The following is a 26,798-nucleotide window of genomic DNA, read 5'->3' on the forward strand; positions in this document are numbered from 1 at the left end:
GTAGCTCGTTCGGGCAGTCGCGGCGTGGTTTGCGAGACTGGGGCGGTGAGTAGTGCAGCCCCCGCCCCGCGGGTCATCGCCGTCGTCGGGCCCACAGCGGCCGGAAAGTCCGATCTGGGAGTCTTCCTGGCACAGCGCCTCGGCGGCGAAGTCGTCAACGCCGACTCGATGCAGCTGTACCGAGGGATGGACATCGGTACCGCCAAGCTGACGGTGGCCGAGCGCGCCGGCGTCCCGCATCACCTCCTGGACATCTGGGACGTCACCGAGGCCGCGAGCGTCGCCGAGTACCAGAAGCTGGCGCGCGCCGAGATCGACCGGCTGCTCGCCGAGGGCCGCTGGCCGATCCTCGTCGGCGGCTCGGGCCTGTACGTCAGGGGGGCCGTGGACCACCTGGACTTCCCCGGCACCGACCCCGCCGTGCGCGCCCGCCTGGAGGACGAGCTGGAGCAGCACGGCCCCGGCGTGCTGCACGCCCGGCTCGCCGCCGCCGACCCCGGAGCGGCCCGAGCGATCCTGCCCGGCAACGGCCGCCGTATCGTCCGCGCCCTGGAGGTCATCGAGATCACGGGGAAGCCCTTCACCGCCAACCTGCCCAGCCACGAGTCCGTGTACGACACCGTGCAGATCGGCGTCGACGTGGGCCGTCCCGAGCTGGACGAGCGCATCACCGTGCGCGTGGACCGCATGTGGGAGGCGGGGCTCGTCGACGAGGTGCGCGCGCTGGAGGCGCAGGGCTTGCGGGAGGGGCGCACGGCGTCCCGCGCGCTCGGCTACCAGCAGATCCTCGCGGCGCTCGCGGGGGAGTGCACCGAGGAAGAGGCGCGCGCCGAAACCGTACGCGCTACCAAGCGTTTCGCGCGCCGTCAGGACTCGTGGTTCCGCCGTGATCCCCGGGTGCACTGGCTCAGCGGAGCCGCCGTCGACCGCGGGGAACTCCCCGGGCGAGCAGCGGCGTTGGTCGAACGAGCGGTCACAGCCTGATCACGTGATGGCATCGGGACGCTCCGCCGGTCATCGCGGCACCTGACGCCGTGCCATCATCGACCATCGATCGACCAGTGGAGTCCGAAGTGGGAGGGCGCGTGGCGATGGAGGCCGGCCCTCGTGACACCGCACATGACGGCGAGCGGCACACCGCTCCGGACGGAGCGCGGCTCAGCCCCGACGGCCCGGACAGCCAGGACGTCACCGCGGGCGGCGTGACCGACGACGGACCCTCCGAGGCGGAGCTCGCCGCGGAGCCCGAGGTCGAGGTCGAACTGCGCCCCCAGCGCCGGCTGCGCATCTGGCAGCTCGCGCCGATCGTGATCCTCGCCGCCGTCGGCTCCCTGATGTTCGCCTTCCCGCTGGCCTTCGAGTTCGGCGACGGCGGTGCCGTGGTCGCCATGCTCGGGCTGCTCATCAGCTCCTGCGCGGCGGGCTGGGGCATGATGGCCGCCCGCCGCGTCGGCTACACCTGGCCGGGTCTGCCGGAGCGCGGCTCGGGGCGGCGCCCGGACTGGCGGGTGGTCGGCGCGTACACCCTGGTCGTCGCCACCGCCGCCGTCCTCGCGGTGTGGCGGGTGGCCCGGCTCCGCTGAGCCGGAGGCCGCGCGGGGCCGCTCTTCCGGCGGTGTCGTACCCACCCCGTACGATCGAGGGATGAGCACGCCGATCGCCTTCCTCAAGGGGCACGGGACCGAGAACGACTTCGTGATCGTCCCCGACGCCGACAACACCATCGAGCTGTCCCCGGCCGCCGTGGCGGCCCTGTGTGACCGGCGCGCGGGCATCGGTGGCGACGGCCTGCTGCACGTCGTGCGCTCCGCCGCGCACCCGGACGCGCGGCATCTGGCCGACGAGGCCGAATGGTTCATGGACTACCGCAACGCGGATGGCTCGATCGTCGAGATGTGCGGCAACGGCGTGCGCGTGTTCGCGCGCTACCTCCAGCGCGCAGGGCTCGTCGCCGAGGGCGACCTGGCCGTGGCCACCCGCGGCGGCGTGAAGCGCGTGCACATCGCCAAGCCCGCCACCCCCGGCGGCCCGGCCGGGGACGTCACCGTCGCCATGGGCAAGGCCGTGCTCCCCGAAGGCGACGTCACGGTGTCCGTGGCCGACCGCCACTGGCCCGCGCGCAACGTGAACATGGGCAACCCCCACGCCGTCGCCTTCGTCACCGACCTGGCGCACGCGGGGAACCTCTACGAGCCGCCGCCGTTCGCCCCTGCCACCGCGTACCCGGACGGGGTGAACGTGGAGTTCGTGGTCGACCGCGCCCCCCGCCACGTCGCCATGCGCGTGCACGAGCGCGGCGTCGGCGAGACCCGCTCGTGCGGCACGGGCGCGTGCGCCGTCGCCGTCGCGGCGGCCCGCAGGGACGGCCTGGACCCCGCGGCGACCGGCACCCCGGTGACGTACACCGTGGACGTGCTCGGCGGCAGCCTGGTGATCACCGAGCGGCCCGACGGCGAGATCGAGATGACGGGCCCCGCCGTGATCGTCGCCGAAGGCGAGATCGCCCCGGAGTGGCTGGCCGCGGTCACGCGCTGAGGGCGAGGGGCGGGCCGCTGACCGCCCGGTGGAGCGCTGGGCCTGCCGCGCGCGGGGCGGCAGGCTCTCCGAGGCCCGGGCGCCTGAGGGGGGCCGTGTCGGCCCTCCAGCCCGCGGCACGAGCGTCAGGGCGCCACCTGTGCGCCACGTGGCCGCACCCACCTCGCGCAACGCCTCCAGGCGCCGCCGGGCGCCTGTCCGGCGGTGGAAACAGTCGAAACGGGGGCCTGCCCCGTCACGATGGCGCTCCTCGGTGTCGAAACAGTACTCGTCCCAGTCGAATCATCACTCGAAACAGCACTTCACAGAACTGTCGCTCGAATGGGTGATCCGTTTCACGCTCGGCGAGAGCGGGTCAGCACCGCGTGATGGGCTCGGTAGCATCAAGCACCGGCCCGGACGGAGCAGGCTGCCGTTCGTACACCGCCGGTCGGAGCTGCCGGAGGTGCCCATGAGTGCGGAGGCCACGAATCCCGCGACGCCCGGCCCCACAACGCCCACGGGCTCGATCCCGGCGACAGCGGGCTCCACGGGCCAGCGGCGCCGCGCCCGCCCCCGGCTCGACCTGCGCAGACTCGGCTGGGCCGCGCTCCTCGGAACCGCCGCGCGCGGCCGCGTCCCGGACGCGATCAGCCACGTCGCCGAGGCCCACCGCGGCCACCACCCGGACGCCGACCTGGAGCCGCTGCGCCGCGCCTACGTCCTCGCGGAGTCCTCACACCGCGGCCAGACGCGCAAGAGCGGCGAGCCGTACATCACCCACCCGCTCGCCGTCACCCTGATCCTGGCCCAACTGGGCGCCGAGACGACCACCCTGACCGCGTCCCTACTCCACGACACGGTCGAGGACACGGACGTGACGCTCGATCAGGTGCGCGCCGAGTTCGGCGAGGACGTGTGCTATCTGGTCGACGGCGTCACCAAACTGGAAAAGGTGGACTACGGGGCGGCCGCCGAGCCCGAGACCTTCCGCAAGATGCTCGTCGCCACCGGCAACGACGTCCGCGTGATGGCGATCAAACTCGCCGACCGCCTGCACAACATGCGCACCCTCGGCGTGATGCGCCCCGAGAAACAGGCACGCATCGCCAAGGTCACCCGCGACGTGCTCATCCCGCTCGCCGAGCGGCTCGGCGTACAGGCCCTCAAGACCGAGCTGGAGGACCTCGTCTTCGCGATCCTCCACCCCGAGGAGTACGCCGCGGTCGAGGGCCTCATCGCCGCGAAGAACGCCGACGGCTCCGACCCCCTCGCGGACATCGCCGAAGAGGTACGCGGCGTGCTGCGCGAGGCCGGGATCGCGGCCGAAGTGCTCATCAGGCCGCGCCACTTCGTCTCCGTGCACCGCGTGCACCGCAAACGCGGCGGGCTGCGCCCCGCCGACTTCGGGCGCCTGCTCGTCCTCGTCAATGAGGACGCCGACTGCTACGGGGTGCTCGGCGAGCTGCACACCTACTTCACCCCGGTCGTCGCGGAGTTCAAGGACTTCATCGCCGTACCGAAGTTCAACCTCTACCAGTCGTTGCACACGGCCGTCGCGCGCCCGGACGGCGAGGTCGCCGAAGTCCTCATCCGCACCCACAAGATGCACCGCGTCGCCGAGGCGGGCGTCGTCGCCCTGCGCAGCCCGTACGCGCCCCCCGTGGAGGACCAGCCCGCCGACGGCGAGCGCGCCGACCCCACCCGGCCCGGCTGGCTCTCGCGCCTCCTCGAATGGCAGCAGGCCGCGCCGGACTCCGACACGTTCTGGTCCACGCTGCGCGAGGACCTCGCCCAGGACCGCGAGATCGCCGTCTTCCGCCCCGACGGCGGCACGCTCGGCCTTCCCGCGGGCGCCAGCTGCGTCGACGCCGCCTACGCCCAGTACGGCGAGGACGCCCACGCCTGCATCGGGGCGCGCGTGAACGGCCGCCTCGCGACGCTCAGCACGGTCCTGCGGGACGGCGACTCGGTGCAGCTCCTCATGGGCCAGGACCCCACGTCGGGGCCCTCACGCGAGTGGCTCGACCACGCCCGCACCCCCGCCGCGCGGATCGCCATCCGGCGCTGGCTCGCCGCCCACCCGGCCCCGGCCGCCGGCCAGCCCGCGCTGGCGCCCCCGCCGCCCGCGACCGTGCCCGCGGCGGCCCCACGACCACCGGTGGCGGCGGCCCTGCGCCCGGCCGCCGCGAACGTCGTGGTCGACCGGGAGGGCGCCACCGTGCGCCTCGCGGGCTGCTGTACGCCCGTACCGCCCGACGAGGTCACGGGATTCGCGGTACGCGGCGGCGTCGTCACCGTCCACCGCGTGAGCTGTCCGGCGGTGGCGCGCATGAAGGGCGTGGGGCGCCCGGAGGTGGGCGTGCGCTGGGGGGACAGCGCCGAGTGCCGGGTCACGCTCATCGCCGAGTCGTTCGGCAGGCCGCACCTCCTCGCCGACCTCACCGAAGCCATCGCCCTGGAAGGCGCCGCCATCGTCTCGGCGACCGTGGAGCCACCCAGCCAGCAGCGCGTCCGCCACACGTACACCTTGCAGCTCCCGGACGCCGCCCACCTGCCCGGCCTCATGCGCGCGATGCGGAACGTACCTGGGGTGTACGACGTGAGCAGGGCACAGCACCGGGCCGCGGCGACATCCTAAGAGGGACGCGGCCACGCCCTGAGAAGGGCTACGGCGACGCCCCGGAGGGCCGCCGACGCCCTGGGGGCAGCGAGGGGCGCCCGCCCACCACTCCGCGCCCCAGCGGGCTCCGATCCGCTCGCCCGGCCGTGCCGCTGAGGCATCCGGCCACCCCCGCCCCGACTCGTTCGAGTGGCCCGGCGCGCGTCATCACGGCACGGAAGGCACGCGCTGATAGCGGTAGTTCATGCTGCTCACCCCACGCCCCCAGGCCCCGAGGACCACGGCCGCGCGGCCCAAGACCGTCCGCGTCGCCATCGCCCTCCTCGCGAGTGCCGCCTCCGCCGCCCTGCTCGCCGCGAGCGTCCCGCAGCCCGCCGCCCCGCTCGGCATCGGCGACCGGCTCTTCCCGCACCTCGGCAACCCGGGATACGACGTCCTGGAGTACGACATCGCCTTCACCTACGGCGGGGACAACGCCAAGCCGCTCGACACCGTCACGAAGATCGACGCCCGCGCGACCGCACCGCTGGAGCGGATCAACTTCGACTTCTCCCAGGGCAACGTCCGCTCCGTCGACGTCAACGGAGCGCCCGCCACCTTCGACACCAGCGGCGAAGACCTCGTCGTCACCCCCCACGCGCGCGTGGAGCGCGGTCAGCGCATGCAGGTCACCGTCCGCCACACCAGCCACCCGGTCGGCGGCAAGGAGGAGGGCGGCTGGGTGCGCACCGCCGACGGCCTGGCCATGGCCAACCAGGCCGACGCCGCACACCGCGTCTTCCCCTGCAACGACCACCCGGCCGACAAGGCCCGCTTCACCTTCCGCGTCAGCGCCCCCAAGGCGCTCACGGCCGTCGCCAACGGCGTCCCCCTGGCCACGACGCGCTCCGGGGCCACCACCACATGGGCGTACCGCACCGAACACCCCATGGCCACCGAACTGGCGCAGGTCTCCATCGGCCGCTCCACGGTGCTGCACCGCACCGGCCCGCGCAGCCTCCCCGTACGGGACGTCGTACCGACCAAGGGCCACAAGAAGCTGGAGCGGTGGCTCAAGAAGACGCCCGGCCAGGTCGCGTGGATGGAGGGCAAGGTCGGCCGCTACCCGTTCGAGAACTACGGGCTGCTCGTCGCCGACGCCCAGACCGGCTTCGCCCTGGAGACGCAGACGCTGTCGCTCTTCGAGAAGCAGCTGTTCACGCGGCCGGAGTTCCCGGAGTGGTACGTGGACACGATCATGGTCCACGAACTGGCGCACCAGTGGTTCGGCGACAGCGTCAGCCCGCGCACCTGGTCCGACCTGTGGCTCAACGAAGGGCACGCCACCTGGTACGAGGCCCTCTACGGCGAGGAGAAGTCCGGGCACAAGCTGCGCACGCGCATGCGCGAGGCCTACCGGTACTCGGACCAGTGGCGCGCGGCGGGCGGCCCGCCCGCCGCACCGAAGGCGCCCAAGCCGGGGGAGAAGATCAGCCTCTTCCGGCCCGTCGTGTACGACGGCAGCGCGCTGGTGCTCTACGCGCTGCGGCAGGAGATCGGACGGGCCGCCTTCGAGAGCGTGGAGCGCGCGTGGGTGCGCGCCCACCGCGACGGAACCGCGACCACGGCCGACTTCACGCGCCTGGCCTCGCACGTCTCGGGCCGGGACCTGCGCGCGTTCTTCGCCGCCTGGCTGTACGGCACCAAGACGCCGCCGATGCCGGGCCACCCGGACTGGACGTCGGAGGCCCCGGGCAAGAAGCAGGCGGGCCGGGCGGGCGGCGCCCCGGGCGCCGCAGGGCACGTCCACCACTGAGTCACACCCTGCGGGGAGGCGTTTCGCCAGGTGACAGACCTGGCAATAACCCAGGTGACGAGACGGGCCGTCCCGTGCAACCATCTTCAGGTCGACGGCGCGGCCCGTCCGGGACGTCCCCTCGGGGAGATCTCAGGGTCGGTTCTGTCCGATCCGGGGAATCCCGGGGCGGTCGTGCGCGTTGTCGAAGGTGACGGGTGGCGCCGTCGCTCGCGAGGCACTGCCGCACCCAGGGTGCGACAGGGGACGGCAAACGTCCCCGAGGTGCCCCGCATCGGATTCCCATCGACGTAAAGGACCCAATGACCTCCTCTTCTTCCTTTTCCCAGGACGCACAGAGTGTCGTGCAGAACTACCCCGAAGGTCTTCGGGCCGATGCCCTGATGGAAGAGGACGTCGCCTGGAGCCACGAGATCGACGGAGCGCGGGACGGCGAGCAGTTCGACCGTGCCGAGCGGGCGGCGCTGCGCCGCGTCGCTGGCCTCTCCACCGAGCTCGAGGACGTCACCGAAGTCGAGTACCGACAGCTCCGTCTGGAGCGCGTTGTCCTCGTCGGCGTCTGGACCTCCGGGACGGTTCAGGACGCGGAGAACTCCCTCGCCGAGCTGGCCGCCCTCGCGGAGACGGCGGGCGCCCTCGTGCTCGACGGCGTCGTGCAGCGCCGCGACAAGCCGGACCCGGCCACGTACATCGGCTCCGGCAAGGCCCTGGAGCTGCGGGACATCGTCCTCGAGACCGGCGCGGACACCGTCGTGTGCGACGGTGAGCTGAGCCCCGGCCAGCTGATCCACCTCGAAGACGTCGTCAAGGTCAAGGTGATCGACAGGACCGCCCTGATCCTCGACATCTTCGCTCAACACGCCAAGTCCCGAGAGGGCAAGGCCCAGGTCGCCCTGGCCCAGATGCAGTACATGCTGCCGAGGCTCCGCGGCTGGGGTCAGTCGCTGTCCCGGCAGATGGGCGGCGGCAAGGGCGGCGGCCTCGCCACCCGTGGCCCCGGTGAGACCAAGATCGAGACGGACCGGCGACGGATCCGCGAGAAGATGGCGAAGATGCGCCGGGAGATCGCGGAGATGAAGACGGGCCGCGAGATCAAGCGCCAGGAGCGCAAGCGCAACAAGGTCCCCTCGGTCGCCATCGCCGGATACACGAACGCGGGCAAGTCCTCGCTGCTCAACCGCCTCACGGGCGCGGGTGTCCTGGTGGAGAACGCCCTGTTCGCCACCCTCGACCCCACCGTCCGCAGGGCCGAGACGCCGAGCGGCCGCCTGTACACCCTGGCGGACACCGTCGGATTCGTCCGGCACCTGCCGCACCACCTGGTGGAGGCGTTCCGCTCCACGATGGAGGAGGTCGGCGAGTCCGATCTGATCCTGCACGTGGTCGACGGCTCGCACCCCGCCCCCGAGGAGCAGCTCGCCGCGGTACGCGAGGTGATCCGCGAGGTCGGCGCGGTGGACATCCCCGAGATCGTCGTGATCAACAAGGCGGACGCCGCCGATCCGCTGACCATCCAGCGGCTGCTGCGCACGCAGCGGCACGCGATCGCGGTCTCCGCGCGCACGGGCGCGGGCATCGAGGAGCTGCTCGGGCTCATCGACGCCGAGCTGCCGCGACCCGAGGTCGAGATCGAGGCCCTCGTGCCGTACACCCACGGCAAGCTCGTCGCCCGCACGCACGCCGACGGCGAGGTGCTCTCCGAAGAGCACACCGCCGACGGCACGCTGCTCAAGGCCCGGGTGCACGAGGAGCTCGCGGCGGAGCTTGCGCCGTTCGTCCCCGCGGCGCACTGACGCCCGCGCCCCGCGCGCACGCACACGGCGGAGGCCCGGTGGCGCACGCACAGGGCGGAGGCCCCGTGGCGCATGCACAGGGCGGAGGCCCGGTGGCGCACGCACACGGCGGAGGCCCCGCCCCCTAGGAAGGGGGCGGGGCCTCCGCCGTGCCGGGCGGTTGCCGGGTCCTGCCGTGAACCGGCAGGGCCCGGCAGCGATCGGCGAGGGCCTACTGCGCCCCGTACTTCTCGCTCATCATGTCGAAGACCTGCTTGGCGCCGGAGCCCAGCTGCGGACCGGCCAGCCAGGTGTTCTCCGCCGGGCCGATCGAGGTGTTGGACACGAGCTTGGTCTCGCCGTCGCTCGCCCGGCGGAACCAGCCGCCGCCCGACGAACCACCGGTCATCGTGCAGCCGATGCGGTACATCGTCGGCTGCGCCGGGTCCAGCGACAGACGGCCCGGCTTGCCGATGCACTTGTGCATGGTCAGGCCGTTGAACGGCGGCGCGGCCGGGTAGCCCCAGGCGCCCATCGAGCCCACGCTCTGCGCGGACGGGGTCGAGAAGTCGACATCCAGCCCGTTGCCGACCGTCTCCTCCAGGGACTTGCTGCCCTGCTGCGGCTTCACGTGCAGCACGGCGTAGTCGTACGGCGCACCGGCGCCGCCCGACGCGGCGCCCTGGTCGATCCACTCACCGGAGGTCGACACCCAGTCCGCCCACCACTGGCCGTACGGGGAGACCTCCTGCGGGGCGGCGTTGCTCAGCTCGGCCTCGGACTTGCCCAGGTCGTTGTAGGCGGGCACGAAGGTGATGTTGCGGTACCAGCCGCCCTTCGAGCCCGCGTGCACGCAGTGGCCCGCGGTCCACACGAGGTTGGACTTGCCCGGGTTGCGCGGGTCCTTCACGACCGTGCCCGAGCAGACCATCGACCCCTCCGGGGAGTCGAAGAAGATCTTGCCGACGGGCGCGGCGTGCTCGTGGTACGGCGTCTTCTCGGGCTCGGCCTTGACCGGCTCGGGCTCCGGGTCGGTCGCGCCCTGGTCGGCGGCCGCGTCCTTCGCCGCGATCGTCTTGTTCGGGTCCTTGGCCTTGCGCATGCGCTCGGGCTTCCAGAGGCCCTCTATGACCGGGTTGACGAAGTCCTTGGCCTCGCGCAGCCAGTCGTCCTTGCTCCAGTCCTTCCAGGCACCGTCCTTCCACTTGTCCGGATCGATGCCGTGCTCCTTGAGCCGGTCGGTGAGGTCGGAGGGCAGCCCGCCGCCGCCCGAGCCGGACCCCTTGTCGGCACCCCGCGAGGTGCCGGAGTCGGCCTTGTCGCCGGCCTTGTCGTCGCCCGGCCCGCAGGCCGTGGCGGTGAGCGCCAGGGTCGCGGCGAGCCCGGTGACGGCGAGCGCGGTACGGCGACCGCGGCCGCGCGCGAAGGGCGCACGAATGGAACGCATGGAGCTGTAACCCCCGTGGGAACGTGTGTTTGCCATGTGCGTGTCAGGCATGGGCGCGGCATCCGCCGCCCGGGCCGACGTGGCCTCCCACTATGCCTGTGCAGTTGGGGACGAACGGCGACGGGCCCGTGAAGGTTTCGCCGCCCCCGTCGGCGTACGCGTACGTACGGTTGCGTACGCGTACAAAGCGGATCTGTGGGGTGCGCCGGGGCCGGTCGAGCGCCGGGTCTCTGAGCCCGGCGGAAACCGGGACTCGTGCGGCGCACGGCGGGTGCCCCCATGGGCCCCGAGGGGCGCGGTCGGACGGGGCCGGTGGGTTCGCCCTCGCGAGCGAACCCACCGTGTGCCGTGCGCGGCCGCGAGCCGCTACCGGCCCGCGAACTTCTTGCTGACCGCGTCGTAGATGCCCTTGGCCTCGTCACCCAGGCGCGGACCCGCCAGCCAACCGGCCGTCACCGGGCCGATCGAGGTGTTCGACACCAGGGCGGGCTTGCCGTCCTTGCCCGCGGCGACCCAGCCGCCGCCGGACGAACCGCCGGTCATGGTGCAGCCGATGCGGTACATCGTCGGGTCGGGCTCGCTGATCGAAAGCCGCCCCGGCTTGTCCGCGCACTGGAACTGCTTCTGGCCGTCGAACGGCGGCGCCGCCGGATAGCCCGTCGCCGTCATGTCCTTGATGTCCGGCACGGCCGGAGCGTTGAAGTCCACCGGCAGCGCGCTGCCGACCGTCTCCTCCAGGGACTTGCCCTCGCTGCCCTTCTCCGGCGTCACATGGATCACCGCGAAGTCGTACGGAGCGCCCTTGCCGCCGGTCGGACCGCCCTGCTCGATCCACTGGTCCGAGGTCTGCGCCCAGTCGCCCCACCACACGCCGTACGGAGCGACTTCTTCCTTCGGCGCGCCCTGGAGGTCCGCGGTGGCCTTGCCCGCGTCGTTGTACGAGGGGACGAAGGCGATGTTCCGGTACCAGCCGCCCTTGGCGCCCGCGTGGACGCAGTGGCCCGCGGTCCACACCATGTTCGACTTGCCAGGGTTCTTCGGGTCCTTGACGACCGTGGCCGAGCAGACCATCGAGCCCTCGGGGCCGTCGAAGAACAGCTTCCCGGCCGCGGGGACCTGGTCGTGGTACGGCGCCTTCACGGACGCCGCCTGGACCGGCTTCGGGGTCGGGTCCGTCACGCCCTGGTCACCGGAGATGTCGTTGTCGTCGACGCCCCGGTCCGGGTTCTTGTCGGCGTCCCGCATGCGGTCCGGGTCCCACAGGCCCTCGATGATCGGGTTGACGAAGTCGCCCGCCTCGCGCAGCCAGTCGTCCTTGTCCCAGTTCCGCCAGGCGCCGTCCTTCCACTTGTCGATGTCGATGCCGTGCTCCTTGAGCCGGTCCTTGAGATCGCCGGGAAGCTGGATCTTGCCGTCACCGTCGCCGTTGCCACCCGGCTGGGACGCGGACGAGTCGTCCTTGTCGTCGCCGGGACCACAGGCCGTCGCCGTCAGGATGAGCGCCGCGCCGAGCACCACAGCGGCTGCCGCGGGGGAGGTCTTGCCGCGCGCGCTCCTCCCACGACGAGCGGTGAAGAGCGGACGTATGGGTCGCATGGTGAGAATCCCCCTGGGCTTCGAATCTGTTCCAAATGCCGGACATCGTGGTGTCGTACGCCATTTCGTACGGATTCCGTACGCCTGTCGCGGCAGCGCCGTCATCACTGAACACCGTGGTGCTCAGGGGTTCTGAACGCCTTGGTGCTGATGAACGGCACCCCACACTATGCCGGTGCGGTTGGGGACGGCTGACGGAACAGCAACGGTTCCGTCACGGCAAGGATCTTCGGTCGACCCGTGATCCTCCGCACTCGCCGTCGTTGGTACGTACGGGGGACACGCCACACGCGTTCAGCCCCCGCGTCAACTCGCCTGCCGCACCCGGCCGGATGCGACGGGCACCTGCCCAGTCCCAGCGGGAGGACGAAAAGCCGTGGCCGTGACCGAGCCTGTCCCCGCGGTGGTGTCCGCGGCGCACGAGGGGATCCTGCGCCGTCAATCGGCGCGCGAGTCCGCCGCGCGCACCTATGCGCGCGCCCTGCCGATCGTGCCCGTGCGTGCGAGAGGGATGACGATCGAGGGCGCCGACGGGCAGCGCTATCTGGACTGCCTCTCCGGTGCGGGCACCCTCGCCCTCGGGCACAACCACCCCGTCGTCCTGGAAGCCATCCGTGCCGTGCTCGACTCCGGCGCGCCCCTGCACGTCCTCGACCTGGCCACACCGGTCAAGGACGCCTTCACCACCGAGCTGTTCCGCACCCTCCCGCGCGGCTTCGCCGAGCGCGCCCGCGTCCAGTTCTGCGGTCCCGCGGGCACGGACGCGGTGGAGGCGGCGCTGAAACTGGTGCGCGCCGCCACCGGACGCGAAGGCCTGCTCGCCTTCACCGGCGCGTATCACGGCATGACGGCGGGGGCGCTCGAAGCATCCGGCGGCGCGCGGGACGTACGCGTGGCGCGCCTTCCCTATCCACAGGACTACCGCTGCCCCTTCGGCATCGGCGGTCCCCGCGGCGCCGAACTCGCGGCCCGCTGGACCGAGAGCGTCCTGGACGACTCCAAGTCCGGCGTCCCCGCTCCGGCAGGGATGATCGTCGAACCCGTACAGGGGGAGGGCGGCGTGCTCCCCGCACCCGACGCCTGGATGCGCCGGATGCGCGACATCACCGCGGCACGGGGCATTCCGCTCATCGCGGACGAAGTGCAGACCGGCGTCGGGAGGACCGGCGCCTTCTGGGCCGTCGAGCACAGCGGCGTCACGCCCGACGTCCTCGTCCTCTCCAAAGCCATCGGTGGCAGCCTGCCCCTCGCCGTCGTCGTCTACCGCGACGACCTCGACGTCTGGCCGCCCGGCGCCCACGCGGGCACCTTCCGCGGCAACCAGCTCGCCATGGCCGCGGGCGCGGCGACCCTGGCCCACGTCCGCGAGAACCGCCTCGCCGAGCGTGCCGCCGACCTCGGCACCCGCATGCTCGCCGGGCTGCGCTCCCTGGCCCACGAGCACTCCTGCGTCGGCGACGTGCGCGGCCGCGGGCTCATGCTCGGCATGGAACTGGTCGACCCGAGCGGCCGCCAACCCGCCCTGAGCGACAGCGCTTCCGGTCATTCCAGGAGTGCCTCCCGATACGACGGCCCGCCTTCCGCCGCGCGGGACGGGCGCACCGGAACCGCCCCCGGATCCGCCGCGCACAGCCACCACCCCGGCTCCGCGCGCACCATCCCCGCCGCCCGCCAGGGGGATGCCCGCACCGGAGGGGCCGACTCCGCAGGCGCCCAGCCCCGTCCCTCTCCGTACGACGCGGCCGCGTCGGGGGAACACGCCGATCCTCATCAGCGCCCGAGCGACACCGCGCACGACCTTCCGGAATCCCGTCCTCACCCTCCGGCCCCCGAACTCGCCGCCGCCGTGCAGCGCGAGTGCCTGCGCCGCGGACTCATCGTCGAACTCGGCGGCCGCCACTCCAGTGTCGTACGCCTCCTGCCTCCCCTCACCATCACCGACGAACAGGCGACCGCCGTCCTCGATCGCCTCGCCGACGCGCTCGACACGGCGACACGCGCCCAGCACAGATAGCCACCGCCTTCCTCGCCCCACTGTCCGCCGCTTCCCTGCTCCGCTGATCACGACGTTGATCACGACAGAGCCGGACTGCTCCGGTGGCGGCCGACCGCACCCCATGTCCCCCCTCGTCCCAGCCCAGCCCCTGCCCGTCGCCACACGGAGCCCGACACCACGCAAGGAAGCCCCTTGAACGCCACCCCCGCACCCGACGGCCGTTCCCAACCGCACCCCTCAGGCGCCTGCGGCACGCAATCCCCGCTGGCTGCGGAGTCCGGCACAGTCCCCCAGCAGAAGGGCAGGGCCCACGAGGCCAAGCGCCTGCCGCACAGTACGGCCGACCTCCTCGACCACCCCGACCCGCAGATCGCCGCCCAGGCCGCCGCCGTCGAGAACCTGCTGCGCTGCTGGGTGCGGGAGAACGCCATCCCCGCCCCCGACCACGGCACCCTCCGCATCCCCCTGCGCGCCAGCGCCACCGCCCTGTTGGTCCCCGTCGACTACTGGTCCCCGACCGGCTGGCACCGCTTCGGCCTCCCCTATCTGGAGGACGGCCCCGACTCGGCACCCCCGGTCGACGCGGTCACGGTCGCCGCCCTACTCAGCCGCGAGAACGCCGCCGCGGAGGGAGGCGGCGCACCCGCGCCCGAGACCTCCGGTGCCTCCCGCGCCGAGCGAGCCGACCCCTTGCCTGGGCAGGAACGAACCAACGGCACGCCGGAGTTGGACGAGTCGGGCCCGGTGTCATCGGCTCCCCAGCCGCCTGAGGCTCATGCGGCTGAGACCAAGCAGGCCGAGGCAAGGGCGCCTGGGGTCGCGGCGCACGGGGCCAAGACGGCCGAGGCAGCCGAGGCAGCCGCGTCCGGTGTCGAGGCGCCTGAGACCAAGGCCACCGACCAGGCCGCGCCGGAGGCCAGGGCATCCGAGGCCGCCACGCTGCCCCCGGGCGCCACGGGCCAGCCGCCCAGCCCTCGCATGCCCACCCGGCAGCCCCCGACAGGCCTACCGGCACCGGCCGCGACCGGGGCAGGTGCGGCCGGAGCCCTCCCCGGGGCGCCCCCAGCCGTGGGCGGGCCCGCGATGCCCGACGCGTCGAGGACCTCCACGCCCGCACCCCAGGACTCCGCTGACGGCGCCGACCTCGTCGCCCGCGTCGCCGACTCCGTCCGCCGCACCGCCGACTTCCTCGCCGAGCGCAGGGACAACCTGGACGACACCCCTGATCTCTTCCTCGCCGCCGAACAATCCCTCCTTCTCGGTCACCCCCTGCATCCGACCCCGAAGAGCCGCGAGGGCCTGTCCCGCACCGAATCCCGGCTCTACTCACCTGAACTGCGCGGCTCCTTCCCCCTGCACTGGCTCGCGGTCGATCGCTCCGTCCTGGCCACGGCCTCGGCCTGGACCGAGAGAGGCCGCACCGTCCCGGCCGAGCAGCTCACCGCCCGCCTGGCCGGGCCCGGTCGGACCCCGCCCGACGGCCACGCCCTGCTCCCCGTGCACCCGTGGCAGATGCGGGAACTCAAGCACCGCCCCGAAGCCGCCGACCTCCTGGCCGCCGGGCTCCTCAAGGACTGCGGCCCGCACGGCACGCCCTGGTCGCCCACCTCCTCCGTACGCACCCTCTACCGCTCCGGCGCCCCGGCCATGCTGAAGCTGTCGCTGGGCCTGCGCATCACCAACTCCCGCCGCGAGAACCTCCACAAGGAACTCCACCGCGGCGTCGAGGTCCACCGCCTGCTGCGCAGTGGCCTCGGCGAACAGTGGCAGGCCGCCCACCCCGGCTTCGACGTGATCCGCGACCCCGCCTGGCTCGCCGTCACCGGGGCCGACGGCAACCCCGTCGCGGGGCTCGACGTCATGATCCGGCACAACCCCTTCGGCCCCACCGACGACGCCACCTGCATCGCGGGCCTCGTCTCGCCCCGGCCGACGGGCCAGGGCGGAGACCAGGACCGTCCGCCGATGCGCTCCCGGCTCGCCGAGATCATCACCCGTCTCGCCGGGCGCACCGGCCGACCGCGCGGAGCCGTCGCCGCCGAGTGGTTCCTGCGGTACCTCGAAAGCGTCGTCCGTCCCGTGCTGTGGCTGGACAGCGAGGCAGGCGTCGCCCTGGAAGCCCACCAGCAGAACACGGTGCTGCTGCTCGACCCCGACGGCTGGCCCAAGGGCGGCCGCTACCGGGACAACCAGGGCTACTACTTCCGCGAGTCCCACCGCCCCGAGCTGGAGAAGCGACTTCCCGGCATCGGGCAGCACAGCGACACCTTCGTCTCCGACGAGGTGACCGACGAACGCTTCGCCTACTACCTCGGCATCAACAACGTCCTCGGTCTGATCGGAGCCCTCGGGTCCCAACGCCTGGCCGACGAACGGCTGTTGCTGGCCGCCTTCCGCCGCTTCCTCACCGATGTGGCCTCCGGACCCGGCCGACTGAGCTCGCCCCTGCCCACCCGGCTGCTCGACTCACCCGCGCTGCGCTGCAAGGCCAACCTGCTGACCCGGCTGCACGGCCTCGACGAACTGGTCGGGCCCGTCGACACCCAGTCCGTCTACGTCACCATCGCCAACCCCCTCCACATGTGACCGTCCACCTCGCCGCATGCCCGTCGTGACCCACCCCTGAGGACCACACCCGGCCCCACTGAACCCGCCCCCTGCCGAGAGGAGCGACGTCGTGCCTCCCACCGACGCGAGCACCGACGCCGGAACCGAGCCCGCCACCGCGGGCGCTACGGACTTCGAAGAGACCCTCGACCTGCGGCAGCCCGACGAACGCGGCACGCCGAACGGGCGACCGGCCCGCGCGGCAGCCGCCCCCCGCGGCGACGCGCACCCGACGGCAGGCGGGGCGGGCACCCCGACACCGGAGGACCTCCTCGACCACATCGCGGCCTGGGGCCCGGCGGCCACCGACACCGGCGCCTTCCACCTCGTCCCCGTGCGCCCCCAACACGACCTGACGCTCATCAGCCGGTGGATGAACGACCCAGCCGTCGCCGCGTTCTGGGAGCTCGCCGGACCTCCCTCCGTCACGGACGCCCACCTGCGGGCCCAGTGCGACGGAGACGGACGCAGCGTCCCGTGCCTAGGCGTCCTCGCAGGCACCCCCATGAGCTATTGGGAGATCTACCGCGCCGATCTCGATCCGCTGGCGCGCCATTACCCAGCCCGCCCCCACGACACCGGAATTCACCTCCTGATCGGCGGAGCCGCCGACCGCGGCCGAGGACTCGGCAGCACCTTGCTCAGAGCCGTCGCCGATCTCGTACTCGACCACCGCCCCTCCTGCGCACGTGTCGTAGCCGAACCGGACCTGCGCAACACCCCCTCCATCTCCGCCTTCCTCGGCGCGGGCTTCCGCTTCGCCGAAGAGGTCGACCTCCCCGACAAGCGGGCCGCGCTCATGATCCGTGACCGGGCCCTGCGCGACCTGCTCTGACCCGCTCAGCACGACCTGCTCACTTCCCCAACGCCGCCCGACCCGATCCGGTTCCCTCCCAGAGGAGTCCCCGTGCCGAATCCCTCAGAACCCCACAAACCCCAGGACCCCGCCGCGCTCTACGACCCGCCCGAGCTGACACACGACCGCTGGGAGCAGGCGGGCCGACGCCTGCTCGCCAAGATCATCAGCGAGTTCGCGTACGAGGAGATCATCCAGCCCGTCCCCGAGGAGGAGGACTCGGCGACGTACCGCCTCCCCCTCGACGAACCCGTCACGGGCGAGCAGCCCCGCCCCCTCCTCACCTTCCGTGCCCGGCGCGGGGCATACGGCAGCTGGCGCGTGGACCCGGCCAGCCTGGCCCTCGCCGAAGGCGCCGACCGGCCCCAGGCGCTGACCGACCCGCTGCGGTTCCTGACCGCGGCGCGCCGCACCCTCGGCCTGGACGGCGCCACGCTCGGCCACCTCATCCGCGAACTGACCGCCACCCTCAGCGCCGACACCCGGCTGGACAACGGGGCGCTGAGCGCGGCCCAGCTGGCCGACCTCGGATACGCGGAACTCGAAGGGCACCAGACCGGCCACCCCTGGCTCGTCCTCAACAAGGGCCGCATCGGCTTCTCCGCGACCGACGCACGGCACTGGGCCCCCGAGGCCCGCACCAGCACGACGATCCCCTGGATCGCGGTCCACACCAGCCTCGCCCGCTACCGCGGCGTGACGGGCCTTGCCACCTCCGACAAGCTCTACGCCCGCGAACTCGCCCCCGGTACGCGGGAGTCCTACGCCGCCCTGCTCCGCGCGCGTGGACTCGATCCGGAGGAGTACCTCTATCTGCCGGTGCACCCGTGGCAGTGGGACGACGTCGTGCTGCCCCTCTTCGCGCCGTCCGTCGCCTCCGGGAAGATCGTCCCGCTGCCGACCGACGGCGACCTGCGCCTGCCGCAGCAGTCCATCCGTACATTCCTGAACACCACGCGCCCCGACCGACACACCATCAAGCTGCCGCTGTCGGTCCTCAACACCCTCGTGTGGCGCGGCCTGCCCACCGAGCGCACCCTCGCCGCCCCGGCCGTCACCTCCTGGGTGCACGCCTTGCGCGACGCCGACACGTTCCTGCGCGACGAGTGCCGTGTCATCCTCCTCGGAGAGGTCGCCTCCGTAGCTGTCGAGCACCCCGTATACGACTCGTTGCCGGAAGTTCCCTACCAATACAAGGAACTGCTGGGCGCCATCTGGCGCGAGCCCCTCACGCGCTACCTCGCGCCGGGGGAGCGCGCCCGCACCCTCGCCTGTCTGCTGCACACCGACCCGCGGGGGCGCGCCCTTGTCGCCGAGCTCGTCGAGCGCTCCGGTCTGACGCCGACCGTCTGGCTGAGCCATCTGTTCGCGACGCTCCTGCCGCCCCTGCTGCAGTTCCTCTACCGGTACGGCACGGTGTTCTCGCCCCACGGTGAGAACACCATCGTCGTTTTCGACGACAGTGACGTTCCCGTACGGCTCGCGGTGAAGGACTTCGTAGACGACGTGAACGTCAGTGCCAAGCGCGTGCCGGAGCACGACTCCATGCCGCCCGCCGTGCGCGACATCCTGCTGACCGAGCCCCCCGCCTTCCTCACCCAGTTCATCCACGCCGGGCTCTTCGTCGGCGTCTTCCGCTATCTGGCTCCGCTGTGCGAGGAACACCTGGGCGTCACCGAATCCGGCTTCTGGGCCCTCGTGCGTGCCGAGGTCCTGCGCCACCAGGCCCGCGCTCCCGAGCTCAAGGAGCGCTACGAGATGTTCGACCTGCTCACGCCCCGTATCGACCGGCTGTGCCTGAACCGCAACCGGCTCCACCTCGACGGCTACCGCGACCGCTCCGAGCGCCCGCACGCCGCCGTTCACGGGACCGTGCCGAACCCGCTCCATCAGCCTTGAGGACGGCGTTGTCAGTGGGGCACCGTAGGGTGGTCGGGCTATGACGAAGCCCTCACTCCCCGAGCTCCTGCACGCCGCCGTCGCCGCCGTCGGAGGCACGGAGCGCCCTGGCCAGGTGACCATGGCCGAGACCGTCGCCGAGGCGATCGACGACGGTTCCCACGTGCTGGTCCAGGCCGGCACAGGCACCGGCAAGTCCCTCGGCTATCTGGTGCCCGCGCTGGCCCACGGGGAGCGGGTCGTCGTCGCGACGGCCACCCTGGCGCTGCAGCGCCAGCTCGTGGAGCGGGACCTGCCGCGGACGGTGGACGCCCTGCATCCGCTGCTGCGCCGCCGCCCCCAGTTCGCCATGCTCAAGGGCCGGTCGAACTACCTGTGCCTGCACCGCCTCCACGAAGGCGTGCCCCAGGAGGAGGAAGAGGGACTCTTCGACCAGTTCGAGGCGGCGGCCCCCACCAGCAAGCTCGGCCGGGACCTGCTGCGCCTGCGGGACTGGGCCGACGACACCGAGAGCGGCGACCGCGACGACCTCACCCCCGGGGTCTCCGACCGGGCCTGGGCCCAGGTGTCCGTCTCCTCCCGGGAGTGCCTGGGCGCCTCCCGCTGCGCGTACGGCCAGGAGTGCTTCGCCGAGGCCGCCCGCGAGCGCGCCAAGCTCGCCGAGGTCGTGGTCACCAACCACGCCCTCCTCGCCATCGACGCGATCGAGGGCGCCCCGGTCCTCCCGCAGCACGAAGTGCTGATCGTGGACGAGGCCCACGAGCTGGTCTCCCGGGTGACCGGCGTCGCCACGGGCGAGCTCACTCCGGGGCAGGTCAACCGCGCGGTGCGCCGCGCGGCGAAGCTGGTCGACGAGAAGGTCGCGGACCAGCTCCAGACGGCTGCCGAGGGCTTCGAGCGGCTGATGGAGCTGGCGCTGCCCGGCCGCCTGGAGGAGATCCCGGAGGACCTCGCCTACGCGCTGATGGCCTTGCGTGACGCCGCCCGGGGGGTCATCACCGCGCTCGGCACCACCCGCGACAAGTCGGTACAGGACGAGGACGCCGTCCGCAAGCAGGCCCTGGCCTCCGTGGAGACCATCCACGACGTGGCCGAGCGCATCACGACCGGCTCCGAGTACGACGTCGTCTGGTACGAGCGCCACGACCGCTTCGGCGCCTCCCTGCGCGTGGCGCCCATGTCGGTGTCGGGCCTCCTCCGGGAGAAGCTCTTCACCGACCGCTCGGTGATCCTCACGTCCGCCACGCTCAAGCTCGGCGGCGATTTCAACGGGGTGGGGGCGTCCCTGGGCCTGGCCCCCGAGGGCACGCGCGCCGAGGACACCCCGGTGTGGAAGGGCGTGGACGTCGGCTCGCCCTTCGACTACCGCAAGCAGGGCATCCTGTACGTCGCCCAGCATCTGGCCCGCCCAGGACGCGACGGCACGCGCGAGGACATGCTGGACGAGCTCGCCGAGCTGATCGAGGCCGCGGGCGGGCGCACGCTCGGCCTGTTCTCCTCGATGCGCGCGGCGCAGTCGGCGGCCGAGGAGCTGCGTGGGCGCCTCGACATGCCGATCCTGCTCCAGGGGGAGGAGACCCTGGGCGAGTTGATCAAGAACTTCGCGGCCGACGAGCAGACCTGCCTCTTCGGCACGCTCTCGCTGTGGCAGGGCGTCGACGTGCCGGGGACCAGCTGTCAGCTGGTGGTCATGGACAAGATCCCGTTCCCGCGCCCGGACGACCCGCTGATGAGCGCCCGCCAGAAGGCCGTGGACGAGGCGGGCGGCAATGGCTTCATGGCGGTCGCGGCGACGCACGCCGCCCTGCTGATGGCGCAGGGCGCCGGCCGTCTCGTACGGGCGTCGGGGGACCGCGGTGTGGTCGCGATCCTGGACCCGCGCCTGGCTACCGCCCGGTACGGCAGCTATCTGCGGGCGTCGCTTCCCGACTTCTGGTACACCACGGACCGCAATCAGGCCCGCCGCTCACTGGCGGCGATCGACGCGGTGGCCAAGGAGAAGGGGGCTGCGGCCGAGGAGAAGAGCGAGTAGCCGGGGGAGCGGCGCGTCCGGCGGGCGCCGGTGGTATCGCGTAGGTGGGCGGCCGCGGCATCGCGTGGCGGCGGCGCTGCGGGTGGCCGCCACCGCGGGTGGCCGTTACCAGGCGGGTGGTGTCCCTCCGGACGGCTGCACCGCGCGGGTGGCGACAGCCTGGACGGCTGCACCGCGCGGGGGGCGTCGCCCTGGACGGCGTCTTTGCGCGGGCGGCGTCACCCCGGGTGGCGCCCCCCGGATGGCGTCCTCGCACAGGTGGTGTCACCCCCGATGGCGTCACCGCGCGGGTGGCGACAGCCTGGACGGCGGCACCGCGCGGACGGCGTCGCTCCGGACGGCGTCCTTGCACGGGTGGCGTCAGCTCGGCGGCGTCCCGTCAGCCCGGCGGCGTCCTCGCGCGGGCCGCGTCACAAGGCCGCTCGACGCCCGCGCGTCACGGAGGCCAGCCCCCGCGCCATCCGGATTCCCACGGCGCTCTCCCGGGCGGCCCAGCCCTCCCCGGGCGGCGCCTAGGGGCACTCTTACCCGCCCCGAAGAGCCAAGAGCGCAGCCCCCAAGCCCCAGGGCACAGAGCAGGGCCCCGGAACCGGCGCAGTGGGTTCCGGGGCCCGGTCGGGGGCACAGGGCTCACACCCGGCGCAGGACCGCCACCACCTTGCCGAGGATCGTCGCCTCGTCGCCGGGGATCGGCTGGTACGCGGCGTTGTGGGGCAGCAGCCAAACGTGGCCGTCCTCGCGCTTGAAGCGCTTCACGGTGGCTTCGCCGTCGAGCATGGCGGCGACGATGTCGCCGTTCTCCGCGACGGGCTGGCGGCGGACCGTCACCCAGTCGCCGTCGCAGATCGCTGCCTCGATCATGGAGTCGCCGACGACCTTCAGGACGAACAGCTCACCGTCGCCGACGAGCTGCCGGGGGAGGGGGAACACGTCCTCGACGGACTCCTCGGCGAGGATCGGACCACCCGCGGCGATACGGCCGACGAGGGGGACGTACGAGGCGGCGGGCTTGCCCGTCGTGTCCGTGGCCTGGGTGCTGGGCTGGTCCGAGCCGCGGACCTCGTACGCGCGCGGGCGGTGCGGGTCGCGGCGCAGGAATCCCTTGCGTTCCAGGGCCATCAGCTGGTGCGCCACCGAGGAAGTGCTGGAGAGGCCGACCGCCTGCCCGATCTCCCGCATCGACGGCGGGTAACCACGCCGCTGCACCGAGTCCCTGATGACCTCGATCACCCTGCGCTGGCGATCCGTGAGCCCGGAGCTGTCGGCGCGGATTCCTGGAGGTCGGCCCGGCAGGGAGCGAGTGGGCTTGGGCCCCTCCTGGTTCGTGGCTGCGTCATTCATGGCATGCACCGGCTCGAATCGGCTCCGGGAGCGGTCCTGGGCAGTGATAGTGGCGCTGTCTGCGGTGGTGGTCACGTCGGTCGGCCCCTCTACGAGATGTTCTCCCTAGTTAGCCAACGGTAGTTGCTTTCGAAAGGTTGCGCCAAACACACGTTCGAGTGAAAAATCGAAGATTGCCTGACGTGACCATGCGCTCAGGTGTATGGCTATCGCGCGGACCGAAAGACATTTCGGCTCATTACGGTACGCTTCACCGCCGGGGTCGTAACCCTGTCGAGTGAGGCTCTCATAGTGCCATCCGCGGCCTCGTCAACCCCGCACCGACCCCTCTCGGGTGGCGTTGGCGCGGTCGGACCCAGGGCGCGCAAGGGGTGGACGGCGCGGCGCGCGGGAGCGATCGGCGCGACACGCGACGGCGTCGAAATTTCCGGCAAACCCCAGATCTAGTGGTTGGATTGCGACCGCAGCCCAGAAGTTGTGGTCCCCGGTCCATCGGGACCTCCGGCATCGCCTATGCTTGGGGCTGCTTCGAGGGCCTCAAGGGTCCACAGAGGCTTGTGAGTCGTGCCATGAAGGAGGGTTGGGAGTTCCATGCACTGCCCCTTCTGCAGGCACCCCGACAGCCGCGTAGTCGACAGCCGCACCACGGATGACGGCACGTCGATCCGCAGGCGTCGTCAGTGCCCGGACTGCTCGCGCCGTTTCACGACGGTCGAGACGTGCTCACTGATGGTGGTCAAGCGCAGCGGCGTGACCGAACCCTTCAGCCGTACCAAGGTCATCAATGGCGTCCGCAAGGCATGCCAGGGGCGGCCGGTGACGGAGGACGCGCTGGCTCAGCTGGGCCAGCGGGTCGAGGAAGCGGTGCGGGCCACGGGAAGCGCCGAACTGACCACCCATGACGTGGGCCTCGCCATACTCGGCCCGCTGCAGGAGCTCGACCTCGTCGCCTATCTGCGCTTCGCGTCCGTGTACCGGGCGTTCGATTCGCTCGAGGACTTCGAGGCCGCGATCGTGGAGCTGAGGGCCCGGTGCGAGGAGCGGGGTGACCGCGCGCCGGACGGCTCCGGCGCGGAGCGTGCCGCGACCGGCCGCGGGCCCGGAGGGACTGCAGAAGTCCCGCAGCCTGCCACTGCCGCCGACTGACCGTCCTGCCGACGGTTCGGCGGCAACCAGACCTGTCACGAGGTGCCCGCGCGGGTGCTCGCGACATCAAGACACACACCGTGCTGCGGGAAGAACGCGGCACTTCAGGGCGTTTTAGCCTGATACAGGGAGGCGGCATGACCGAGACGACGAGCGGCCCCGCACGAGGTTCCCGCGCCAAGGGAGCCAAGGGCGGCAAGGGCCTGCGCATCGAGCGCATCCACACGACCCCCGGCGTGCACCCTTACGACGAGGTGGCCTGGGAGCGTCGTGACGTCGTCATGACCAACTGGCGCGACGGTTCGGTCAACTTCGAGCAGCGCGGCGTCGAGTTCCCCGACTTCTGGTCGGTGAACGCGGTCAACATCGTCACGAGCAAGTACTTCCGGGGCGCGGTCGGCACCCCGCAGCGCGAGGTCAGCCTCAAGCAGCTCATCGACCGCATCGTGAAGACGTACCGGAAGGCCGGCGAGGACCACAAGTACTTCGCCTCCCCCGCGGACGCCGAGATCTTCGAGCACGAGCTGGCGTACGCCCTCCTGCACCAGATCTTCAGCTTCAACTCGCCGGTGTGGTTCAACGTCGGCACGCCCCAGCCGCAGCAGGTCTCCGCCTGCTTCATCCTCTCGGTCGACGACTCCATGGAGTCGATTCTCGAGTGGTACAAGGAAGAGGGCATGATCTTCAAGGGCGGCTCCGGCGCCGGCCTGAACCTCTCCCGCATCCGTTCCTCCAAGGAACTGCTGTCCTCCGGAGGCAACGCCTCGGGTCCGGTCTCCTTCATGCGGGGTGCCGACGCCTCCGCAGGAACGATCAAGTCGGGCGGCGCCACCCGCCGTGCGGCCAAGATGGTCATCCTCGACGTCGACCACCCCGACATCGAGGGCTTCATCGAGACCAAGGTCAAGGAAGAGGAGAAGATCCGCGCGCTGCGCGACGCGGGCTTCGACATGGACCTGGGCGGCGACGACATCACGTCCGTCCAGTACCAGAACGCCAACAACTCGGTCCGCGTGAACGACGAGTTCATGAAGGCCGTGGAGTCCGGCGGCAAGTTCGGCCTGCGCGCCCGGATGACCGGCGACGTCATCGAGGAGGTCGACGCCAAGTCGCTCTTCCGCAAGATGGCCGAGGCGGCCTGGGCCTGCGCCGACCCGGGCATCCAGTACGACGACACGATCAACGCCTGGCACACCTGCCCGGAGTCCGGCCGCATCAACGGCTCGAACCCGTGCAGCGAGTACATGCACCTGGACAACACGTCCTGCAACCTCGCCTCGCTGAACCTGATGAAGTTCCTCAAGGACGACGGCAAGGGCAACCAGTCCTTCGAGTCCGAGCGCTTCGCCAAGGTCGTCGAGCTGGTCATCACGGCGATGGACATCTCCATCTGCTTCGCCGACTTCCCGACCCAGAAGATCGGCGAGAACACCCGCGCCTTCCGCCAGCTCGGCATCGGCTACGCCAACCTCGGCGCCCTGCTGATGGCCACCGGCCACGCGTACGACTCCGACGGCGGCCGCGCCCTCGCCGGTGCCATCACGTCGCTGATGACCGGCACCTCGTACAAGCGCTCCGCCGAGCTCGCCGCGGTCGTCGGCCCGTACGACGGCTACGCCCGCAACGCCGAGCCGCACCAGCGCGTCATGAAGCAGCACGCCGACGCCAACGCCGCGGCCGTCCGCATGGACGACCTGGACACCCCGATCTGGGCCGCCGCCACGGAGGCCTGGCAGGACGTCCAGCGCCTCGGCGAGAAGAACGGTTTCCGTAACTCCCAGGCCTCGGTCATCGCCCCCACCGGCACCATCGGTCTCGCGATGTCCTGCGACACCACCGGCCTCGAGCCCGACCTGGCCCTGGTCAAGTTCAAGAAGCTCGTCGGCGGCGGCTCGATGCAGATCGTCAACGGCACCGTGCCGCAGGCCCTGCGCCGCCTGGGCTACCAGGAGGAGCAGATCGAGGCGGTCGTCGCCCACATCGCCGAGCACGGCAATGTGATCGACGCCCCGGGCCTGAAGACCGAGCACTACGAGGTCTTCGACTGCGCCATGGGCGAGCGCTCCATCTCCGCGATGGGCCACGTCCGCATGATGGCGGCCATCCAGCCGTGGATCTCCGGCGCGCTCTCCAAGACGGTCAACCTGCCGGAGACGGCGACCGTCGAGGACGTCGAAGAGGTCTACTTCGAGGCCTGGAAGATGGGCGTCAAGGCGCTCGCGATCTACCGCGACAACTGCAAGGTCGGCCAGCCCCTCTCCGCCAAGAAGAAGGAAGAGGAGAAGGCCGAGGTCACGGAGAAGACCGAGGCGACGATCCGCGAGGCCGTCGAGAAGGTCGTCGAGTACCGTCCGGTCCGCAAGCGTCTGCCCAAGGGCCGTCCCGGCATCACCACCTCCTTCACGGTGGGCGGCGCCGAGGGCTACATGACCGCGAACTCCTACCCGGACGACGGTCTCGGTGAGGTCTTCCTGAAGATGTCCAAGCAGGGCTCCACCCTCGCGGGCATGATGGACGCCTTCTCCATCGCCGTCTCCGTCGGTCTGCAGTACGGCGTGCCCCTGGAGACGTACGTCTCCAAGTTCACGAACATGCGCTTCGAGCCGGCCGGCATGACCGACGACCCGGACGTGCGGATGGCGCAGTCGATCGTCGACTACATCTTCCGCCGCCTGGCGCTGGACTTCCTGCCCTTCGAGACCCGCTCCGCGCTCGGCATCCACTCCGCCGAGGAGCGTCAGCGCCACCTGGAGACCGGTTCGTACGAGCCGGCCGACGAGGACGTCGACGTGGAGGGCCTGGCCCAGTCCGCTCCGCGCCAGACGGAGACCCTGAAGGCCGTCGCCGCCCCGGTGGCGAAGGCCGAGGTGCCCGCTCCGCAGCAGGCGCACACCAGCGCCGAGCTCGTCGAGATGCAGCTGGGCATCCAGGCGGACGCGCCGCTGTGCTTCTCCTGCGGTACGAAGATGCAGCGCGCGGGCTCGTGCTACATCTGCGAGGGCTGCGGCTCCACCAGCGGCTGCAGCTGACCGCTTGACGCCGTGAGATGAGGGGTGGGGGGGGGGGGGGGGCGGCCCCCCCCCCCCCCCAACCCGCCCCCCCCCCCCCCCGGGGGCGGGGGGGGCGCCGGCGGCGGCGGGGGGGGGGGGGGGCGCAGGAGGGGGGGGGGGGTAT

General features: G+C 71.9%; 16 protein-coding genes. 13 read left to right on the forward strand and 3 right to left on the reverse strand.

Translation table 11 applies throughout. The annotated features are described in order from the left end of the window. The first annotated feature begins 45 nt into the window (after window positions 1-45). The 6 genes from miaA (at window position 46) to hflX (ending at window position 8,725) form a co-directional block, all read left to right on the forward strand. Window positions 46-984: a tRNA (adenosine(37)-N6)-dimethylallyltransferase MiaA gene (gene miaA / locus ACIG3E_RS39190; RefSeq protein ID WP_399625624.1), complete on the forward strand. Its 939-nt coding sequence runs from the start codon at window positions 46-48 to the stop codon at window positions 982-984. 107 nt (window positions 985-1,091) lie between these two features. Then, window positions 1,092-1,583, forward strand: a complete 492-nt coding sequence (locus tag ACIG3E_RS39195; RefSeq protein ID WP_399625666.1) for a hypothetical protein — start codon at window positions 1,092-1,094, stop codon at window positions 1,581-1,583. A gap of 61 nt (window positions 1,584-1,644) precedes the next feature. Further along, window positions 1,645-2,535: a diaminopimelate epimerase gene (gene dapF, locus ACIG3E_RS39200; RefSeq protein ID WP_399625627.1), complete on the forward strand. Its 891-nt coding sequence runs from the start codon at window positions 1,645-1,647 to the stop codon at window positions 2,533-2,535. A 451-nt stretch (window positions 2,536-2,986) separates the two neighbouring features. Beyond that, complete coding sequence (locus ACIG3E_RS39205) at window positions 2,987-5,155, forward strand: RelA/SpoT family protein (protein WP_399625629.1); 2,169 nt, start codon at window positions 2,987-2,989, stop codon at window positions 5,153-5,155. A 226-nt stretch (window positions 5,156-5,381) separates the two neighbouring features. Further along, entirely contained in the window at window positions 5,382-6,932 is a 1,551-nt protein-coding gene (locus ACIG3E_RS39210; RefSeq protein ID WP_399625631.1) for a M1 family metallopeptidase, read from the forward strand. 302 nt (window positions 6,933-7,234) lie between these two features. After that, entirely contained in the window at window positions 7,235-8,725 is a 1,491-nt protein-coding gene (gene hflX / locus ACIG3E_RS39215) for a GTPase HflX (protein WP_399625632.1), read from the forward strand. Window positions 8,726-8,936: 211 nt separating this feature from the next. On the opposite strand, the gene ACIG3E_RS39220 is transcribed toward hflX, so the two are convergent. Both ACIG3E_RS39220 and ACIG3E_RS39225 read right to left on the reverse strand, forming a co-directional pair. Next, window positions 8,937-10,151, reverse strand: a complete 1,215-nt coding sequence (locus tag ACIG3E_RS39220) for a trypsin-like serine peptidase (RefSeq protein ID WP_399625634.1) — start codon at window positions 10,149-10,151, stop codon at window positions 8,937-8,939. A 366-nt stretch (window positions 10,152-10,517) separates the two neighbouring features. Then, window positions 10,518-11,747, reverse strand: coding sequence for a trypsin-like serine peptidase (locus ACIG3E_RS39225; RefSeq protein ID WP_399625636.1), 1,230 nt, complete (start codon window positions 11,745-11,747; stop codon window positions 10,518-10,520). A 376-nt stretch (window positions 11,748-12,123) separates the two neighbouring features. Between ACIG3E_RS39225 and ACIG3E_RS39230 the strand changes: the two genes are divergently transcribed. The 5 genes from ACIG3E_RS39230 (at window position 12,124) to ACIG3E_RS39250 (ending at window position 21,137) form a co-directional block, all read left to right on the forward strand. Continuing rightward, the gene (locus ACIG3E_RS39230; RefSeq protein ID WP_399625638.1) at window positions 12,124-13,761 is read left to right on the forward strand and encodes a diaminobutyrate--2-oxoglutarate transaminase family protein; all 1,638 of its coding nucleotides are present in this window, start codon (window positions 12,124-12,126) and stop codon (window positions 13,759-13,761) included. A gap of 174 nt (window positions 13,762-13,935) precedes the next feature. Then, on the forward strand, window positions 13,936-16,329 hold the full coding sequence (locus ACIG3E_RS39235) for an IucA/IucC family protein (protein ID WP_399625640.1): 2,394 nt from the start codon (window positions 13,936-13,938) through the stop codon (window positions 16,327-16,329). A gap of 91 nt (window positions 16,330-16,420) precedes the next feature. Then, entirely contained in the window at window positions 16,421-17,185 is a 765-nt protein-coding gene (locus tag ACIG3E_RS39240) for a GNAT family N-acetyltransferase (protein ID WP_399625642.1), read from the forward strand. A 72-nt stretch (window positions 17,186-17,257) separates the two neighbouring features. Continuing rightward, window positions 17,258-19,105, forward strand: a complete 1,848-nt coding sequence (locus ACIG3E_RS39245) for an IucA/IucC family protein (protein ID WP_399625645.1) — start codon at window positions 17,258-17,260, stop codon at window positions 19,103-19,105. A gap of 40 nt (window positions 19,106-19,145) precedes the next feature. Then, the gene (locus ACIG3E_RS39250; RefSeq protein WP_399625647.1) at window positions 19,146-21,137 is read left to right on the forward strand and encodes an ATP-dependent DNA helicase; all 1,992 of its coding nucleotides are present in this window, start codon (window positions 19,146-19,148) and stop codon (window positions 21,135-21,137) included. Between the two features lie 630 nt (window positions 21,138-21,767). On the opposite strand, the gene lexA is transcribed toward ACIG3E_RS39250, so the two are convergent. Beyond that, window positions 21,768-22,553: a transcriptional repressor LexA gene (lexA, locus tag ACIG3E_RS39255; protein ID WP_138962193.1), complete on the reverse strand. Its 786-nt coding sequence runs from the start codon at window positions 22,551-22,553 to the stop codon at window positions 21,768-21,770. 516 nt (window positions 22,554-23,069) lie between these two features. Between lexA and nrdR the strand changes: the two genes are divergently transcribed. Beyond that, complete coding sequence (gene nrdR, locus ACIG3E_RS39260; RefSeq protein ID WP_399625651.1) at window positions 23,070-23,624, forward strand: transcriptional regulator NrdR; 555 nt, start codon at window positions 23,070-23,072, stop codon at window positions 23,622-23,624. A gap of 137 nt (window positions 23,625-23,761) precedes the next feature. Beyond that, window positions 23,762-26,653: a vitamin B12-dependent ribonucleotide reductase gene (locus ACIG3E_RS39265; RefSeq protein ID WP_399625653.1), complete on the forward strand. Its 2,892-nt coding sequence runs from the start codon at window positions 23,762-23,764 to the stop codon at window positions 26,651-26,653. Window positions 26,654-26,798: the final 145 nt, after the last annotated feature.

The sequence above is a fragment of the Streptomyces sp. NPDC053474 genome (assembly GCF_044544845.1).
Classification (GTDB): domain Bacteria; phylum Actinomycetota; class Actinomycetes; order Streptomycetales; family Streptomycetaceae; genus Streptomyces.